Source organism: Pelagibacterium sp. (assembly GCF_035555455.1).
Taxonomy (GTDB): Bacteria; Pseudomonadota; Alphaproteobacteria; order Rhizobiales; family Devosiaceae; genus Pelagibacterium.
Window position 1 is genome coordinate 81,423 of sequence record NZ_DATMGM010000062.1, and the last position, 16,635, is coordinate 98,057.

General features: G+C 61.3%; 16 protein-coding genes. 4 read left to right on the forward strand and 12 right to left on the reverse strand.

The window, feature by feature from the left end:
- Window positions 1-2: 2 nt before the first annotated feature.
- From VNS12_RS11970 to VNS12_RS12000, 7 genes are all read right to left on the reverse strand, one after another.
- Window positions 3-980 (reverse strand): type II secretion system F family protein, encoded by a 978-nt coding sequence (locus VNS12_RS11970; protein ID WP_325488072.1) that lies wholly within the window; start codon window positions 978-980, stop codon window positions 3-5.
- A 2-nt stretch (window positions 981-982) separates the two neighbouring features.
- Window positions 983-2,446, reverse strand: coding sequence for a TadA family conjugal transfer-associated ATPase (locus tag VNS12_RS11975; RefSeq protein WP_325488073.1), 1,464 nt, complete (start codon window positions 2,444-2,446; stop codon window positions 983-985).
- 69 nt (window positions 2,447-2,515) lie between these two features.
- Window positions 2,516-3,793, reverse strand: coding sequence for a CpaE/TadZ family protein (locus tag VNS12_RS11980; protein WP_325488074.1), 1,278 nt, complete (start codon window positions 3,791-3,793; stop codon window positions 2,516-2,518).
- Between the two features lie 57 nt (window positions 3,794-3,850).
- On the reverse strand, window positions 3,851-5,239 hold the full coding sequence (locus tag VNS12_RS11985; protein WP_325488075.1) for a type II and III secretion system protein family protein: 1,389 nt from the start codon (window positions 5,237-5,239) through the stop codon (window positions 3,851-3,853).
- Window positions 5,240-6,145: a Flp pilus assembly protein CpaB gene (gene cpaB / locus VNS12_RS11990; RefSeq protein ID WP_325488076.1), complete on the reverse strand. Its 906-nt coding sequence runs from the start codon at window positions 6,143-6,145 to the stop codon at window positions 5,240-5,242. It lies immediately after the preceding gene.
- Between the two features lie 700 nt (window positions 6,146-6,845).
- Window positions 6,846-7,391 carry an A24 family peptidase gene (locus VNS12_RS11995; protein WP_325488077.1) on the reverse strand — a complete coding sequence of 182 codons (546 nt, stop codon included), beginning with the start codon at window positions 7,389-7,391 and terminating at the stop codon, window positions 6,846-6,848.
- Window positions 7,392-7,523: 132 nt separating this feature from the next.
- Complete coding sequence (locus VNS12_RS12000; protein WP_325488078.1) at window positions 7,524-7,724, reverse strand: Flp family type IVb pilin; 201 nt, start codon at window positions 7,722-7,724, stop codon at window positions 7,524-7,526.
- Between the two features lie 303 nt (window positions 7,725-8,027).
- Between VNS12_RS12000 and VNS12_RS12005 the strand changes: the two genes are divergently transcribed.
- From VNS12_RS12005 to VNS12_RS12020, 4 genes are all read left to right on the forward strand, one after another.
- On the forward strand, window positions 8,028-8,492 hold the full coding sequence (locus VNS12_RS12005) for a pilus assembly protein N-terminal domain-containing protein (protein ID WP_325488079.1): 465 nt from the start codon (window positions 8,028-8,030) through the stop codon (window positions 8,490-8,492).
- Window positions 8,493-8,641: 149 nt separating this feature from the next.
- On the forward strand, window positions 8,642-9,220 hold the full coding sequence (locus tag VNS12_RS12010; protein WP_325488080.1) for a TadE/TadG family type IV pilus assembly protein: 579 nt from the start codon (window positions 8,642-8,644) through the stop codon (window positions 9,218-9,220).
- Window positions 9,221-9,282: 62 nt separating this feature from the next.
- Window positions 9,283-9,762 (forward strand): TadE/TadG family type IV pilus assembly protein, encoded by a 480-nt coding sequence (locus tag VNS12_RS12015; RefSeq protein WP_325488081.1) that lies wholly within the window; start codon window positions 9,283-9,285, stop codon window positions 9,760-9,762.
- A gap of 86 nt (window positions 9,763-9,848) precedes the next feature.
- The gene (locus VNS12_RS12020; RefSeq protein ID WP_325488082.1) at window positions 9,849-10,466 is read left to right on the forward strand and encodes an HAD family hydrolase; all 618 of its coding nucleotides are present in this window, start codon (window positions 9,849-9,851) and stop codon (window positions 10,464-10,466) included.
- A gap of 293 nt (window positions 10,467-10,759) precedes the next feature.
- Here VNS12_RS12020 and upp read toward each other — a convergent pair whose 3' ends face one another.
- From upp to VNS12_RS12045, 5 genes are read right to left on the reverse strand one after another with little or no spacing between them, the layout of a single operon-like run.
- Window positions 10,760-11,389 carry a uracil phosphoribosyltransferase gene (gene upp / locus VNS12_RS12025; RefSeq protein ID WP_325488083.1) on the reverse strand — a complete coding sequence of 210 codons (630 nt, stop codon included), beginning with the start codon at window positions 11,387-11,389 and terminating at the stop codon, window positions 10,760-10,762.
- Between the two features lie 21 nt (window positions 11,390-11,410).
- Window positions 11,411-12,628, reverse strand: coding sequence for a phosphopentomutase (locus VNS12_RS12030; protein WP_325488084.1), 1,218 nt, complete (start codon window positions 12,626-12,628; stop codon window positions 11,411-11,413).
- Window positions 12,628-13,947, reverse strand: a complete 1,320-nt coding sequence (gene deoA / locus VNS12_RS12035; RefSeq protein ID WP_325488085.1) for a thymidine phosphorylase — start codon at window positions 13,945-13,947, stop codon at window positions 12,628-12,630. Before deoA ends, VNS12_RS12030 begins: the two co-directional genes overlap by 1 nt.
- A 13-nt stretch (window positions 13,948-13,960) precedes the next feature.
- Entirely contained in the window at window positions 13,961-14,251 is a 291-nt protein-coding gene (locus VNS12_RS12040; RefSeq protein WP_325488086.1) for a DUF6958 family protein, read from the reverse strand.
- A 3-nt stretch (window positions 14,252-14,254) separates the two neighbouring features.
- A complete protein-coding gene (locus tag VNS12_RS12045; protein WP_325488087.1) occupies window positions 14,255-16,624 on the reverse strand; it encodes an aldehyde dehydrogenase family protein in 2,370 nt (789 codons plus the stop codon).
- Between the last annotated feature and the right edge of the window lie 11 nt (window positions 16,625-16,635).

A 16,635-nucleotide genomic window follows, 5' to 3' on the forward strand; every position in this document is an offset into this window, starting at 1 on the left:
TCCTAATAGTCGAACTGAATCATACGGTTCATGACGAAAGCCCCCGCCGCCATCATGGTCACCGCAATCCCCAGGCAGATCAGCCCCCCGCTGGTGGTGAACAGCGGTGAGAGATAGGTGGGGCTGATCACGGAGACCGCGACGATAACGAATACCGGCAGCGCGCCGATGATCAGGGCCGAGGCCTTTGCCTCCGAACTCATCGCCTTGACCTTGGCCTTCATCTTCTTGCGGTTGCGCAGCACGGTCGCCAGATTCGACAGCGCCTCGGACAGGTTGCCGCCCGATTGCTGCTGCACGGTGATGACCACGATAAAGAAATTGACCTCCGGCAGCGGCACGCGCTCGAACAGCACTTCGACCGCCTCCGCCATGCTTTTGCCGATCGATTGCTGATCAAGCACCCGCATGAATTCCGAGCGCACCGGTTCCTTGACCTCGCGGGCGACCAGCCGGATGGAATCGTTGAGCGGCATGCCGGCCCTCACCCCGCGCACGATCGCCTCGACCGCGTTGGGCAGTTCGTCGAGATAGGCGTTCTGATACTTCTTGCGCTGCCAGCCCAGATACATGTTGGGCAAGACGTAAGCGCAGCCCAGCGCCAGAACCGCAGCAAACAGCAAGGGCACCTGAACGACGACCAGGACCACCAGCATCGCAACGCCGAGTATGATGCAATTGCGGATCCAGACCTTGGGGGTGGTCTTGATACCCGCCTGAAAGATCCGGTGCTTGAGGGTCTTCTTGGCGCGGCGGGCGTTGAGGGCGTCCGACTGCTGCTTGAGGGCATCCTGAACGGTGCGGCGGCGTGTTTCGCGGATCTGGTCGGCGCTCACCGTCTGGCGGCGCACCTGCACATCGGCCCGCAGCGCCTTCATGCGCTTGCTGGCCCGGCTCGATCCGGCCAGCGACGGAATGAACGCAAACCCCAGCGCGCCCACGCATACCATGACCAGAATTGCAAGAAGGATCGGGCTCATGGTCAGCGCATCATGTCGTGATGTTCGACATTGGAGCGCTCCAGCGCTTCGACCAGGGCCATCTCCTCGTTGTAATAGCGCGCTTTTTCCGTGAAATTGGGCTTGGTGATACCGGTGGAGCGATGGCGGCCCAACAAGTCGCCGTTCGCGTCCTCGCCCATGATGTCGTAGAGAAACACATCCTGAGTGACGATAACGTCGCCCTCCATGCCGAGCACTTCGGTGATGTGCGTGATCCGGCGCGAGCCGTCGCGCAGCCGCGCCGCCTGGACGATGACGTCGATGGACGAGACGATCATCTCGCGAATGGTCCGCGAAGGCAGGGCAAAGCCGCCCATGGTGATCATGGATTCCAGCCGCGACAGCGCCTCGCGCGGCGAGTTGGCGTGCAGGGTCCCCATCGACCCGTCATGACCGGTGTTCATAGCCTGCAGCAGGTCGAACGCTTCGGGGCCGCGCACTTCACCGACGATAATGCGTTCAGGCCGCATGCGCAGGCAGTTGCGCACCAGTTCGCGCATGGTGATTTCGCCCTCACCCTCAAGGTTGGGCGGGCGGGTTTCCAGCCGCACCACGTGCGGTTGCTGGAGCTGGAGTTCTGCCGAGTCCTCGCAGGTAATCACGCGCTCATCGCGATCGATAAAGGCCGTGAGGCAATTGAGCAGCGTCGTCTTGCCCGAACCTGTACCGCCGGAAATCAGCACGTTGGCCCGCACCCGGCCCAGAATGCGCAGCACCTCGGCGCCTTCCGACGAAATCGACCCAAACCGCACCAGTTGCGGCAGAGTGAGCTTGTCCTTTTTGAACTTGCGGATGGTCAGCGCTGGGCCGTCGATGGAGAGCGGGGGCGCAATGACGTTGACGCGGGAGCCATCGGGCAGGCGGGCGTCGCAGATGGGGGAGCTTTCATCCACCCGGCGTCCGACCTGGCTGACAATACGCTGGCACACATTCATCAGATGCGCATCGTCGCGAAAGCGCACATTGGTGAGTTTGACGCGGCCCCCCACCTCGATATAGCAGCGCTGGGAGCCGTTGATCATGATATCGGCAATGTCATCGCGGGCCAGAAGCGGCTCCAGCGGCCCATAGCCGAGCACGTCGTTACAGATGTCGTCGAGCAGGTCTTCCTGTTCGGAAATCGACATGACGAAATTCTTGAGCGCAATGATTTCAGCGACGATGTCGCGGATTTCCTCACGCGCCGAATCCTGATCCATGGCAGCGAGCTGCGAAAGGTCGATCGAGTCGATCAGCGCTGAAAAGATCGACGATTTTGTCTGGAAATAATTCTGGTCCCGCCCGGCCAGCTCTGCCGTGTCGGCGGCGTCCTCAGTGTTCGTTTTGGGAGAGGTCTCGAAGGTCGGCGCGGGCTGGGTCCGCTCGGCCTCGGGCACGGATGGCGGTGTCGGCGTCAAGGGAGCCGATTGGGTATTGCCGCCGAAACTCGTACGCTTACCGAACATCGTTCAATCCTTTTTCGAGCTTGCGCCCGCTTGCCTTTTTCGGGCCTGCGCCCGCTTGCCTTTTCCTGCCTATGCCCGCTTGCGAAGACGGAACAGGTCCGGGAGCCGCAGACTGGTGCTCCGCCCAGCCGCCTCGACAGCAGCGCGCCCGGTGACGTCCAGGCCGATCGTGCGGAACGCCTCATTGACCTTATGACTGGCCGACACCTCGGCAATCATCTGACCATTGTTGGCAGCGGTGCCGAACAGAGCCGGATCGAACCCGATCTGCGCGACAAGCCGACATTCGATCGACGTGGCAAACTCGGTGGGCGAGATTTCAGGGCGCTTGGCGATCCCGGTCTTGTTGACGACGACGATCGGCTCGCTCTCGGAGGGGCGCATCGCCTTGATCGCATCGGCGAGAGATTTGGCGTTGCGCAGATTGGCGAGATCGGGCTCGGCGACGATCACCACCTCATCCAAGGCAGCGAGCGTGTGGCGCACCCAGGCGGTCCACAGATGCGGAATATCAAGAATGACCACCGGCACATGCTGCTGGCTCAGCTCGATGATCTGCTCAAAACTGCGCTCTGCCATGTCATAGGTGCGGTCCAGCGTCGCCGGTGCCGCCAGCAGGCTGACATGATTGGCCGCCTTGCTCATCAGCCGGTCGAGCATCACCGCGTCCATCTTGTCCTTGGCAAACACCGCATCGGCGACGCCCTGCGGCGGATCCTGATTGAAATCGAGCCCGGCGGTGCCAAAGGGCAGGTCGAGATCGACCACCAGCACGTCCTGTCGGATCGTCCGTGCGATGGCCCAGGCGACATTATGGGAAATGGTCGAGGCCCCCGCCCCGCCCTTGGCGGCGATGAACCCGATCGACCGCCCGATGGGCGCCGACCCTTCGGACACGAACAGATCGGAAATCGCATTGATGATCGTCGCGCTGCCGGCCGGCATCACCAGATATTCGGAAACGCCGGCGCGGATCAGGCTGCGATAGAGCATCACGTCATTGACATGCCCGATGACCACAACCCGGGTCGAGGCGTCGCAAACCTCGGCCAGCCGGGCTAGTTCCGCTTCGATGCGGTCGGCAGGCAGCGTCGTTTCGACGATGATCAGGTTGGGCGTGGGATTGGTGCGATAGGTTTCGACCGCGCCATCGAGCCCGCCATTATGCGTGGTGAGTGCCACTTTCGACATGCGCCGGTCGTGGGTGGTGTCCTCGATGATCTGCGCCGTCTGCGAGTGCTCGCAGAACGCCTGAATGGTGATGCGCGGGATCAGGCGCGCGCCCGACACGGTCTCGCCGGGGGCTTCGGGCGCAATGGCGTTATCGTCATTTTCGAAAAAATTCATCGCTTACCGTCCCGAACCAAACCCATGTCCTTGCCCCGGCCCAACCGGCAGGCGGCATCAATCGAGTACAAAGCCAACCGACCCACGGATCTGCGCCCCGTGTCCGCCTGCCCCGACCCCATAGAGGCTTTCCATGCGTCCCAGAAACATCGCCTCGGCGTCCGAAGACGGCTGATAAAAATCGATGGGCGTGGCGACCGGCGCCGCGCTCGGCTGGGCGATCATCGGGGTCACGAGGATCACCAGTTCGGTCTGGGCCGTGCTGTATTCATAGGAGCGGAACAGCGCCCCCAGGATTGGGATGTTGCCCAATCCGGGCAGTTCGTTGATCTGGCGGCGCGTGCGTTCCTCCAGAAGCCCGGCAATGGCCAGCGTCTGGTAGGCGGGCAACTCCACCGACGTCGATGCCTTGCGCGTGTTGAGCGCGCCCGAAATCGTATCGGAAATCTCGGAGACCTCGGTATCGATCTCCACCGAGATCAGCCCGTTCGAGCGCACGGTGGGTGTGAAATTGAGCTTGATGCCGTATTCCTTGTAATCATAGCTCGTGTCGCCATCGCGCGTGACCCGGATCGGCAGTTCGCCGCCAACGTGGAAATTGGCCTGCTGCCCCGACATGGCCGTCAGCACGGGTTCGGCGAGCAGCCGCAGCGCGTTCTGGCTCTGAAGCGCCTGCAGCGAGGCGTTGATCGAGAAATTACCCTGACTGAAATTGCCAGAATAGCCGCCCGCCGTATTGCCGACCGGTGGCGTGGAATTGAGCCCCAGATTGAGCGCGCCCACCGACAGCGAGCCGGAAAGATTGATCCCCAGCGCCCGGGCCGCATCGCGCTTGACCTCGGCAACGACGACCTTGAGGGCCACCTGCTGGCCCCCGGCGACGTTGATCACCGAGGTAACGTTCTGCTCGCCGCCCACATATTGCGCCGCGATGGCCACGGCCTTTTCCATGTCATCGCCGGACTGGACATCGCCTGACAGGATCACCGAATTGGCAAAGGATTGCACCTGCACGCGCGATCCGGGCAGCAACCGGTTGATGGTCGCGGCAAGCCCGGACGAATCCTGGGCGACCGAGATTTCGATGATCGCGATACCCGCCCCGGAGGGGTCGAGGAAAAAAATGTTGGTCTCACCGGCCGCCATGCCCTGGATCACGGCGCGGGTCTTGGTGCGCATGATGGCGTTGGCGACCCCCGGCTGGGAGACGATCACCTCACCGGCATCGACGGGCAGGTCGATGATGATCGACTTGTTGACGCCGATTTCGACATATTGGGTGCGGCCCAACTCGCCATGAGCGATGCGCAGATGCGGCGACGTCGCTGCGAACGCTGGCACAGCGCCAAAAGCTACAAGCGCGAGAATGCCGATAAACGAGGCGCGAAGCAGGGCGGTGCGGCGGGCTGGACGATGGGTCGGGCAGCGGTGTGGAGCAGCGGACATCTATCTGACCTCGATAACGGGCGATGACGGCAGGGCCTGCGCCAGCGGTGCGGCAGGATTTTCCAGAGCGGAGATTGCGGTGCCCGGCAGCGGCGTGCTCCGGGGCGCGCTTGCGGTCACCGCTTCGGAATGCCCATGACGGATCAGAGTGACGGTCTGGCTCGCGCCATGGGACGGATCGACTGTTTGCGCGAAATCGATGACGGAGCGGAGCACCAGCGCCAATCGCCCGACCGAGCCGGCCTGCAGCAGGGTTTCGGCCTGGGCAGGGCTCACCTCAAGGGTTGCCACTTCCGCCGATTCAAACACCTGCGACGAAGGATTGTTGGGGTCGGCTCCACCGCCGGTGGTCCCCACTTCGCCAAGTCGGGTTCCGATGGCGAGAACGCGCACATTGGCCAGCAGGGTTTCCGAATGCTGCCCGCCAGAGCGGGTCAGCACCACATCCACTCTGTCATTGGGCACGATATAGCCACCGGACGCCGAGTCTGGATTGACGGAAATCGATACTGCGCGCATGCCCTGGCTGATAATGGCGGAAAGATAGCCCTGGTTGGAATTGACCAGCTTGGCCTCGCGGATGGGCTCGCCGGGGAAAAACTCGAACCGCGCCACCGCGCCCGCCACCTGCTGGGGCGCATCGGGCACAGTTGTGGCCGTGATGAATTCGGCGCGCAGAGCGCCTTCGGGCCAGTCCTGCCAACTCACATCGTCCGACGTCAGCCGCTGGCCGAGCCCGATGGCCCGGTTGGCAACGAGAACACGCGCCCGCGCCTCCATCTGCACCGGTGCGGCTTCGGCGATCTCGGACGGGCTGGCCGGACCGCCGCCGCGCGTGGCCAGAAACGCAGCTAGGCCGCCTGCCACGAGAGCGACAACAATAAGCAGAATACGCGCCGGTTTCATCTGAACCCAAAACCCCCATTGGCCGCGCCAAAGCGCCTGGCACCAAAACAGGGGCTGGGTCATCCAGCGATATCCGAGCCCCCGGACTCCTGCTCCAGCGTCGCCAATCGTCGGGCGCACCTTGGGCAAGGTCCGTGAACTATCGCGGAGAAACCGTCAAAACTTGGTTAATCCTTGCTTGTTTGAAAAGGTTAACCAATGGTTTAGAGGCTTGAGTTGATTTGGGTTCTATTCTGGAGAGGATGCCCGCAGACGCTGGATGAAGCCGATGGCTGCGCCCCCTCATCCCCGTTCCTTCTCCCACCAGGGGAGAAGGGGGCTCTGGGGGAGGCGTTTGCGTATTTTCACAAACTCTGAATCTGTGCGTGCCCCTTCTGCCCTTCTCCCCTGGTGGGAGAAGGTGGGCTTTCGCGAAAGCGAAAGGTCGGATGAGGGGGGGCGCGGCATTAGCAAAAACCGCTGGGGCTACAGAATGACCGACAGACCGCGCACCCCATCCCCTCTCCCTTAGGGCGAGGGGGCTTTCCTGGCACCTCCCGCTCCCCACCCCGGTCATCCCGGGCGAAGACCCGGGATCCGGTAATCGGCAGAGTTGCGGCTCCATCTCCACCGCCGCCGCGTACTGCATCCCGGATCAGGTCCGGAATGACGCGCTAAGGAAAGATCGCATGACGAGCACTGAGGGTGCGGATTTCCGCTGCTAGAACGTGCTCAAGCCATCGAGCAGAGTCTGCTGCACCGCAGGGTTGGTGACCAGCGCGGTATAGGCAAAGGTTTGCGGATAGACGAGCATGGCGGCCAGCGCCAGGGCGATGCCATAGGGTACACCGGTCTTGGGATGATGCAGCCGCACCAGCCACCCGGCTTTCAGAAATGGAGCCGGCAGCGCATAGCGGCGACCGACCACAAGCAGCAGCGTCAGCACGCCACCGAAAACAGAAGCATACAGCAGATAGGGTAGAAGCAGCTCAAACCCCATCCACAGGGCAATGGCAGCAGTCAGCTTGGCATCGCCGCCGCCGATCCAGCCCAATGCAAACATGGTGAAAGTCACGGCCAGCACCAGCGCCCCGGCGGCCAGATGCATCCCGATCACCGGCAGCGGCAAACCGACCATGATGGCGACAACGGCGAACCCAGCGACAACGGCCAACACCAGCGTATTGGAAATGCGCATGGTGAGCAGGTCAGAACTGGCCGCAAAGGCCATCAGGAGGGGGAAGATGATCAACATAAATTGGAGCATTTTCGCCACGTTCGCTGGATTCTACGTTCGGCTGCAGCAGTCCGCACGCAAGGTATATATCGCAATACTTTTAATACTACGTGTATAAAAAAAGGGGGCAGATGCCCCCTTTCAACATCAACCTGCAATAATTTAAGGCGTAATAATTGACTCTGTTTGCGGGGCTGATTGAGTGGTGAGCGTTGTACCGATATTACTAAAAGTGTTCTTCAGTGGATCACCAATCATCGCGATAGCAGCGATAACCACCACAGCCATCAGTGCTGCGATCAGGCCATATTCAATTGCAGTAGCGCCGGATTCGTCGGCAACAAATTTCTTGAAGAGGTTCATTTCTAGCTCCTTGTTCGTGCGTCCCATTGTGACTGCATCTGTTCGACGCGTCACACATCGAACATGTGATTGAAGCTAGACCTGCCCAGTTGAAATTGAGTTAATCGCAAGGCGCAAAACACGTGGTTCCTCGCCAATACTTAATATGACTAGCAAATGGTTGCCAAGAATTCTAAAATTGCAACTATCTCTTCACCCTAAGCTTGGAACCCTATAACAGAGTGGGCGATGAACCGTTTGCCAAATGGTAACCATTGGGCCCCATGATCGGGTAACCATATCATTCGGGCGGGAAATGCAATCATGCCGGGTCGTCTTTGCAGGATAGTGATCGCTGCGCTCATATGCTGGGGCGGGTCCGCCCTCACGCCCGCCGTCGCGCAGGATCAGGACACGATCACGGTGACCGTCAATGCCAACATGGCGCGCGTCCTGCGGATCAATGCTCCGGCGGCCACGGTTATCATCGGCAATCCTGCAGTCGCCGATGTCACCATTCAGGACCCGCAGACCCTGATCCTGACCGGCAAGAGCTTTGGCCGCACCAATATGATCATCCTCGATGCCAATGGCGATCCGATTGCCGATACTGTCGTTGAGGTCGCCCAGCTCAAATCCGATACGGTGACTGTTTTTATGGGGGCCCAGCGCACCTCGGTGGCCTGCGCGCCCAGTTGCCAGCCAGTCATCATGCTCGGCGACGATCCGAACTATACCTCCGGCGTCATCACGTCCAGCACGCTGGTCGAGGGTGCCGCAAGCAACTAGGCTTGCATTTGCTGGGTTGGCGCAGGCCGTTAACCAGAGATTTACCATCCTCTAATTTGCATGCTCTTGCACCTCTTCCCTAACGATGAGTTAGGGCCATTCTGCGTAAAGTACCCCCGTATTGATTATTGGGGACCGGAGCGAACGGCATGGGGACGATCGCCAGAGGTGAGCGAAAAACAGGTCATCGCCGCGTGCGGCTGATCGGGCGCTTCCTGCGCGCCGATCGCGGCGTGACTGCGGTGGAATTCGCTGTGGTCGGGCCGCTGTTTTTTGCCATGATCGGCGCGACCATCGAAACGGCGCTGGCGTTCTTTGCCGGTTACGCGCTCGACACCGCGGTGATCGACTCCTCGCGCCTGATCCGCACCGGTCAACCGGACTATATTTCAACCGCTTCCGCAGACAATTATCGCGCTGCCCTGTGCGGTCGGCTGTATGGAATTTTCGACTGCGAACAATTGCGAATTTCCGTGCAAGGTATCGAAACCTTCCGCGATTTTACCACCACGTTTCCGCTCGAAAATGACACCGGGGCGTGGAATTTTACGCAGCACTACCGAGGACTTCGCAGCGGCGAGAACATCGAAGGCGGCAAGTACGTCATGATCGAGGCGTATTATAAATGGCCAACCTTTTTCAACATTCCTGGCCTCAACATCGCTCAGACCGCCGATGGCAAACGCCTGCTGGCCTCCGCCCATGTCCTGCGCACGGAGCCGTTCTAGCCATGAGGCATTTTTGCTCCCGGACAGGCAGGGTTGGGCGGTTCCTGAGCCATCAAAAGGGCATGGCGGCGGTTGAATTCGCCCTGATCGCACCAGTATTGCTGTTCCTCTATCTGGGGGCCACCGACCTCACCCAGGCCCTCGCCATCGACCGGAAGCTGGGCCTATTTGCCTCGACAGTCAGCGACCTCGTGGCGCAGGAAAAGCATATTTCCGGCAATGATATCAGGGGACTGGTCGATGCAGGCACCGCCATCATGCGCCCGTTTCCGACGGACGACACCGAATTGCGGCTGACCGTGTTCGACCTCACCGACGGCCCCCCAAACGTCACCTGCAACTGGGCGACCGCAGCGGCTCCCGCCTCCGGCGCCCTGCCCCCAGAAATGCTGACGCTCGCCGCCGGGCACTATGTGGTTCTCGCAACCGCCTGGTATGAGTATCAGCCGATGTTCGGGACGATCTTCAATGCCAGCATGCCGCTCGAACAGCGCAGCCTGCACATTGTCCGGCAGGACATAACCGGCACTTTCGGGTGCTGATCCCACCCTGCCCCACTTCAGTTGCCAAGCCGATGGCGACCTGACATGACAGGGCAACCGTTCACTTGTCTTTCCGGAGGCCGCACGTGTCAGAACCCCTCATCCCCGTTTTCGATCTGGGCGGCGTCTTCGTCGACTGGAACCCGATGTATCTGTTTCGCAAACTGTTCGATACGGAAGAAGAAGCGCGGTGGTTCGCAGATAACATCTGCACCAATGCGTGGAACCTCGAATTTGATGCGGGGGACATCTACTCCGAGGGCGTGGCCCGGCTGATCACGCGTTTCCCCCGCTATTGGCGGGAAATTTCGGCGTTCGATGCCCGCTGGCGCGAGACGATCGGCGGCGTGTTTGAGGGCACCATCGCCATTCATGACGAGTTGGTCGAAGCCGAAATCCCGACCTTTGCCATTACCAATTTCTCCTGGGAGAAATGGGTTTCGATGCTCGATGAATGGACATTTCTGGAAAAGTTCGATGGCGTAGTGGTGTCGGGCCTTGAAAAACTGGTGAAGCCCGACCCGCGCATCTTCCGGCTGTTCTGCGAACGGTATGGACTGGCGCCGGAAGCCTGCGTGTTCATCGATGACAACGAGGCCAATATCGTTGCCGCCAGCGCCATGGGCATGGAAACCGTCCACTTCACCTCGCCGGAAGCCTTGCGGGCGGAGCTGATCAGCTATGGATTGCCGCTGAAGGGGTAGAGATTCCGTCAGGCGTCAACGCTTGCCCAAGCTCAGCACACCCCTCATCCGACCGCTTCGCGGCTTGCCATTCGAGCGTAGCTCTCATGGCCTTCTCGCCTCCAATCATGCCACCGGCACGATTGGCCAGAGGATGGCTCGAAGTCTCCCTCAAGGGGAGAAGGGGAGAAGGGGAGAACAACTCAAGCGCTTGCCAAAGAGCCTCCCTCTCCCCCTGAGGGAGAGGGCAGGGGTGAGGGGTGCGCAGCGGTAGCGCCGATCCCCTCGTTGGGGCATTCTTCTGCTCAGCCGCCCTACCGCGTCCCGTACATGCGGTCCCCGGCATCGCCGAGGCCGGGGACGATATAGCCGTGTTCATCGATCCGTTCGTCGAGCGCGGCGGTAAAGATCGGCACATCGGGATGGGCGGCAATAAAGCGCTCGACACCTTCCGGCGCGGCCAGGAGGCACAGGAACCTGATATTGTTGGCGCCCCGTTCTTTGAGCTTTTCGATCGCCGCGACAGCGGAATTGGCGGTGGCCAGCATCGGATCGACAACGATCACCAACCGGTCTTCGATATCGGTCGGTGCCTTGAAGTAATACTCCACTGGCTGAAGCGTTTCCGGGTCGCGGTAGAGGCCGATGTGAGCAACGCGCGCCGACGGCACCAGATCGAGCATACCCGAAAGCAAGCCGTTCCCGGCGCGCAGGATGGAGGCGAACACCAGCTTCTTGCCTTTGAGACTGGGCGCCATGGTGGGGCCCATCGGGGTGTCGACCTCGATCATGTCCACCTCAAGATCGCGGGTCACCTCATAGCACAACAGGTGGGCAATCTCCTCAAGCAGGCGGCGGAAGCTGGCTGTCGACGTATCCTTGCAGCGCATGATGGTGAGCTTGTGCTGGACAAGCGGATGGTCGATCACGGTCAGGTTTTGCATCGGGCCGGGCCTTTATTGTTGTTACAGCGCACTCGTCCCGTGCCGGCCGGGCGCAAGCCCGAGCCAATGGGCGATCGTTTCGCCAATATCGGACAGAACCGGACGCAAGCCAATGGTTCCTGATGACAATGCCCGGCTGAATAACAGGATCGGCACCTGCTCGCGGGTGTGGTCGGTGCCGCGCCAGGTCGGGTCATTGCCGTGATCGGCAGTGATCACCAGCAGGTCGTCATCGCGGAGACGGGAAATCAGTTCAGGCAGCCGCCGGTCGAACTGTTCGAGGGCGTGGGCATAGCCGGCGACATCGCGCCGATGGCCGAACTCGGTATCGAAATCGACAAAATTGGTAAAAATCAACCCGCCATCAGCCGTCATGTCGAGCGCCTCAAGGGTGCGGTCGAACAGCACCATATTGCCTGAGGCCTTGATCTTATGAGTCACGCCACGGCCCGCATAAATGTCTGACACCTTGCCGATTGCAAACACCTGCCGACCGGCCTTGTTCAGCCGGTCCAGCAGCGTTTCTTCCGGCGGCTCGATGGCGAAATCGCGCCGGTTGCCGGTGCGTCGGAAACTCGCCGCGTCCTCGCCGACAAACGGGCGGGCGATGACCCGACCGATCTTCATTGGCGCTGTGAATTCAAACACCGTCTGGCAAAGTTCATACAGGCGATCCAGGCCGAAATGGGTCTCATGAGCGGCGATCTGGAACACAGAATCCACCGAGGTGTAAAATATCGGCCTGCCCGTTGCGACCGATTGTTCGCCGAACTCCTCGATCACCTGTGTGCCCGATGCGTGGGTGTTGGCCAGCGAGCCATCAATCCCGGCGGCCGCATAAATCTTGTCGAGCATATCCCTGGGGAAGGCGGGATCGGTTTGCGGGAAGTAGCCCCAGGCAAAGGGCACCGGCACACCGGCGATCTCCCAATGACCCGAGGGGGTATCCTTGCCGATGGACACTTCCCGCCCCACGCCCCAGCGCCCGCCGAGCGGGGTATCGGTCAAGCCGGGCGGCACCGTACCGGTGGACAGCTTTGCGGCTGCGCCCAGTCCAAGGCCATCGAGGTTGGGCAGGTAGAGCGGTCCCGAGCGGACACCTTCCATGTCGCCTCCGCCCGCAGCGCAGGCCTTGGCGATATGGCCGAGCGTATCGGCGCCTTCATCGCCGAAATCGGCAGCATCAGGAGCGCCGCCAATGCCGACGCTATCAAGTACGCAAAGGATGGCGCGGGGCATTACCGATCTCCTCGGGGCGGAATATAATCATAGATGGCGGGATCGGGGGATACAGCCTCGCCGATGGTGTAGGCATTGCGAAGCCGCCCCTCCGCTTCCGCGGCAGTGGCTTCGTCGCGCGCGTGAATACGGGCAATGGGTGTCTGGGTATCGACGCTCGTCCCCAAGGGCGCGAGCCGATCGAAGCCAACCTGATAATCAATCTTCTGGCCCGGATCGATGCGCCCTCCTCCCAAAACCACCACAGAAAGCCCCACGCCTCTTGTGTCGATCGCCCGCACCGTGCCGGCTTGTTCCGGATAGACGTCCCTCACGACTGGCACCGGATCGGGCGCATAGCTGGCAAGGTCGTGCCAGGATCCCAATGCGTTGGCCATTGCAAAGAACCGCTCCGCCGCACCGCCACTGTTGAGCGCCACCCGGGCCCGCAAGAGCCCATCTTCATAATCGAGCGCCATTCCGCCCAGCATCAACCCATAGGCACAAAGGGCCAGCGTAACCTCTTCAAGCCGGGGGTCACGATGCGCGCCGGTGAGGAAATCGATAGCGTTTTTCACTTCCAGCCAGTTGCCGGCTGCCGAGGCGAGCGGCTGGTTCATGTCGGTGATCAGCGCACCAGTGCGCAGCCCGGCACCATTGCCGACCGCGACAAGGCTTTCGGCCAAGCCGGCAGATTCCGCCTGCGTCTTCATGAATGCGCCGGAGCCGGTCTTGACGTCGAGGATCAGGGCGTCGAGCCCGGCTGCGAGTTTCTTCGACAGAATCGAAGCGGTGATCAGAGAAATGTTCTCCACCGTCGCGCTGACGTCGCGGATCGCATAGAGACGCCGATCTGCGGGGGCGAGATCATCGGTCTGACCAATGATGGCGCAGCCCACATCACGCACCACCCGCCGCAGCGTCTCGATATCGGGATTGGTCATGTAACCGGGAATCGCATCGAACTTGTCGAGCGTCCCCCCGGTGTGGCCGAGCCCGCGTCCCGAAATCATCGGAACATAAGCGCCGCAGGCCGCTAGAATGGGGGCCAGCATCAGCGAAACGTTGTCGCCCACCCCGCCCGTGGAGTGCTTGTCGATCACCGGGCCATCGAGATCGGACCAATCGAGGACCCGCCCGGAATCGCGCATCGCAAGGGTCAGGGCAACCCGCTCATCAAGGCTCATATCGCGGAAAAAGACAGCCATGGCAAAGGCGGCGGCCTGTGCATCATTCACCGAGCCGGACGTGAGCCCTGCAACAAAGCTGCCGATGTCGGCAGCGTCCAGTGCGTTACCATCGCGTTTGGCGGCGATTATTTCCTGAGGGAGGCGTGTCATGCGAAGCCGCTCATCAAACCTTGTGGAGCCGCACTGGCGGCTTTGACGCTCGCACTAGAACGCCCTTGGCTTCGAGATCGAGCTGCACGCATTTGAACCACCACCCCGCCTTTTCACCACCGGGGAACAGGTCTTGCGGCAAGTCTGGCCTGATCGCTGCAATCAGTTCCGCAGGCGTAGCGCCCGGGTCCTTTTGCGGAACATGGCGCATTACGGCCTCCCGCACGGCCATGTATTTTGCCTTATCGACACGCTGAACCCGGCCTGGCGAGGTGAAATTTTCGACTTCGATCTTCTCGCTCATCGCTCACGCCCCATACGGAACCCAGACATTCTTGATCTGCGTCGCTCTTTCCAGCAGGTAGGTTCCCTCCATTGCCGGATCGGCCCAGTCATAGGCCAGCCCGCGTGTCGTCCAGCTCTGTTTGACATTGCCGGCTGAGAGGCGTTCGATTTCCGCGCTGTCCTCACGCGAACCGGCAAACCAGATGGCGTCCACGCCATCGTGCTCGGCCATCACTTTGGCGAGCCCCGTGGCCGGGCCGGTAACGATATTGACCACGCCCGATGGGACATCCGAGGTTTCGAGGATCTGATAGAAATCCGTCATCGCCAGCGGATGGGGTTCGGAGGGGATCAACACCGCCGTGTTGCCCATGGCGATGGCTGGCGCCAGCAGCGCGATGGACCCAAGGAGCGGATTTACCGCTGGGGCCGCGATGCCCAGCACACCCACTGGCTCGACCATCGCCACCGCCATCATGCGAACTGGCGGATTGTGTACCGCGCCATCGAATTTATCGGCCCAGCCACCGAAGGCGAACAAGCGCTCGATCGACAGCTCGACCTCACGCTTGGCTGCATTGGCCGGAACCCCGGTCATCGCTCGCAACCGATCGGCAAACTCGGCCTTGCGATAGTCGAGGTTCTCGCCGAGGTAATAGAGGATTTGGCTGCGGTTATGCGCCGTTGCGCCCGCCCAGCCCAGAGCGCCGCGCGCCGCCTCGACGGCGTTGCGGATATCCTTGCGATTGCCCTCACCCACTTCGCCAAGATGGCGGCCATCCGCATCCAGAACCGCACGAGCATAGGCGGAATCGGGCCGCGCTTGCTTGCCGCCAATATAGAGTTTGGCCGTCCTGTCGATGCCGCTGCCCTCGTGCCCTTCGGCGGGGGCGGGCAGTTTCAAAGCGGGCGCAATTTTAAGCTTTTTCTCCCAGGCAGGCTTGAGATAGGCCGCCATACCCTCGCGTCCCCCCTCGCGCCCGAACCCGGATTCGCGATAGCCGCCAAAACCCACCGCCGCGTCGAACTGGTTGGTCGAATTGATCCACACCACACCCGCCTTGATCTTCGGCGCGATATCGAGGGCGAGGTTGATGTTTTCGGTCCACACCGACGCGGCCAGGCCGTAACGGGTGTTGTTGGCCAGCGCCACCGCCTCCTCAGGCGTGCGGAAGCTCATGGCGACCAGCACCGGCCCGAAGATTTCTTCCGACGCCAGCGTATGGGCGGGGGAAATACCTGTCACCAAAGTGGGGCGCATATAGCAGCCATCGCCGGGGATTTCGGTGTCGGGCGAATAGAAATCACCGCCTTCCATCCGCCCGGTCTTCAAGAGATCGAGCACCCGTTCCACCTGCACCGGCGCGACCAGCGCCCCGATGTCGATGGATTTATCAAGCGGATCGCCGACCCGCAGCGTCGTCATCCGCGCCTTGATCTTGGCGATGACCTTGTCTTCCACCGATTCCTGGATCAAAAGCCGCGACCCCGCGCAGCACACCTGCCCCTGGTTGAACCAGATGGCATCGACCAGGCCCTCGACGGCGCTATCAAGATCAGCGTCCTCGAAGACGATAAACGGCGATTTTCCACCCAGTTCGAGGCTCAGTCCCTTGCCCGTTCCCGCCGTCGCCCGGCGGATGATTTTTCCGACTTCGGTGGAGCCGGTAAATGCGATCTTGTCGATATCGGAATGGTTGACGATCGCTTCGCCCGTTTCCCCCGCCCCGGTCACGATATTGACCACGCCCTTGGGCAGTCCCACCCGCGCGCAGATTTCCGCGAACAACAGCGCCGTGAGCGAGGTGAACTCGGCGGGTTTGAGCACCACCGTATTGCCCGCAGCCAGCGCCGGCGCGATCTTCCAGGACAGCATCAGCAGCGGAAAATTCCACGGGATGATCTGCCCACACACGCCATATGGCACGTGCTCGGGAAAGCTCGTTTGGATATGCTGCGCCCAGCCCGCGTGGTGATAGAAATGCCGCGCCACCAGCGGGATATCGATATCGCGCGTCTCGCGGATCGGCTTGCCATTATCGAGCGTTTCGAGCACCGAAAACAGTCGGCTTTCCTTCTGGATCTGCCGCGCGATGGCGTAGAGATATTTGGCGCGCTCATAGCCCGACAGCGCCGACCAAGCAGGAAACGCGGCCCGCGCGGCCTTTACGGCCCTGTCTACATCGTCCGCCGTGCCTTCGGTCACCTCGGCAAGCGTTTCACTGCTGGCCGGATTGAGGGTGGCAAAGGTCTTGCCCGGCTTGGTGAACGCGCCATCAATGAAATGCCCGAACCTGCGTTCGTGTCCGTCCAGCCAGTCCAATGCCGGGCCCGCAGCCTCGGGAGCCGGTCCGTAGTCGAGGGTTTCGAAGATTTCAGCCACCTTGCTCATGAATCAAAATC

Excerpts from the sequence above, each read along its gene's own strand:
- VNS12_RS12045 (WP_325488087.1), bottom strand. The coding sequence starts at position 16,624 with ATGAGCAAGGTGGCTGAAATCTTCGAAACCCTCGACTACGGACCGGCT.
- cpaB (WP_325488076.1), bottom strand. The coding sequence starts at position 6,145 with ATGAAACCGGCGCGTATTCTGCTTATTGTTGTCGCTCTCGTGGCAGGC.
- VNS12_RS12000 (WP_325488078.1), bottom strand. The coding sequence starts at position 7,724 with ATGAACCTCTTCAAGAAATTTGTTGCCGACGAATCCGGCGCTACTGCA.
- upp (WP_325488083.1), bottom strand. The coding sequence starts at position 11,389 with ATGCAAAACCTGACCGTGATCGACCATCCGCTTGTCCAGCACAAGCTC.
- VNS12_RS12005 (WP_325488079.1), top strand. The coding sequence starts at position 8,028 with ATGCCGGGTCGTCTTTGCAGGATAGTGATCGCTGCGCTCATATGCTGG.
- VNS12_RS12040 (WP_325488086.1), bottom strand. The coding sequence starts at position 14,251 with ATGAGCGAGAAGATCGAAGTCGAAAATTTCACCTCGCCAGGCCGGGTT.
- VNS12_RS11985 (WP_325488075.1), bottom strand. The coding sequence starts at position 5,239 with ATGTCCGCTGCTCCACACCGCTGCCCGACCCATCGTCCAGCCCGCCGC.
- VNS12_RS11995 (WP_325488077.1), bottom strand. The coding sequence starts at position 7,391 with ATGCTCCAATTTATGTTGATCATCTTCCCCCTCCTGATGGCCTTTGCG.
- VNS12_RS12010 (WP_325488080.1), top strand. The coding sequence starts at position 8,642 with ATGGGGACGATCGCCAGAGGTGAGCGAAAAACAGGTCATCGCCGCGTG.
- VNS12_RS11975 (WP_325488073.1), bottom strand. The coding sequence starts at position 2,446 with ATGTTCGGTAAGCGTACGAGTTTCGGCGGCAATACCCAATCGGCTCCC.
- VNS12_RS12030 (WP_325488084.1), bottom strand. The coding sequence starts at position 12,628 with ATGCCCCGCGCCATCCTTTGCGTACTTGATAGCGTCGGCATTGGCGGC.
- VNS12_RS11980 (WP_325488074.1), bottom strand. The coding sequence starts at position 3,793 with ATGAATTTTTTCGAAAATGACGATAACGCCATTGCGCCCGAAGCCCCC.
- VNS12_RS11970 (WP_325488072.1), bottom strand. The coding sequence starts at position 980 with ATGAGCCCGATCCTTCTTGCAATTCTGGTCATGGTATGCGTGGGCGCG.
- deoA (WP_325488085.1), bottom strand. The coding sequence starts at position 13,947 with ATGACACGCCTCCCTCAGGAAATAATCGCCGCCAAACGCGATGGTAAC.
- VNS12_RS12015 (WP_325488081.1), top strand. The coding sequence starts at position 9,283 with ATGGCGGCGGTTGAATTCGCCCTGATCGCACCAGTATTGCTGTTCCTC.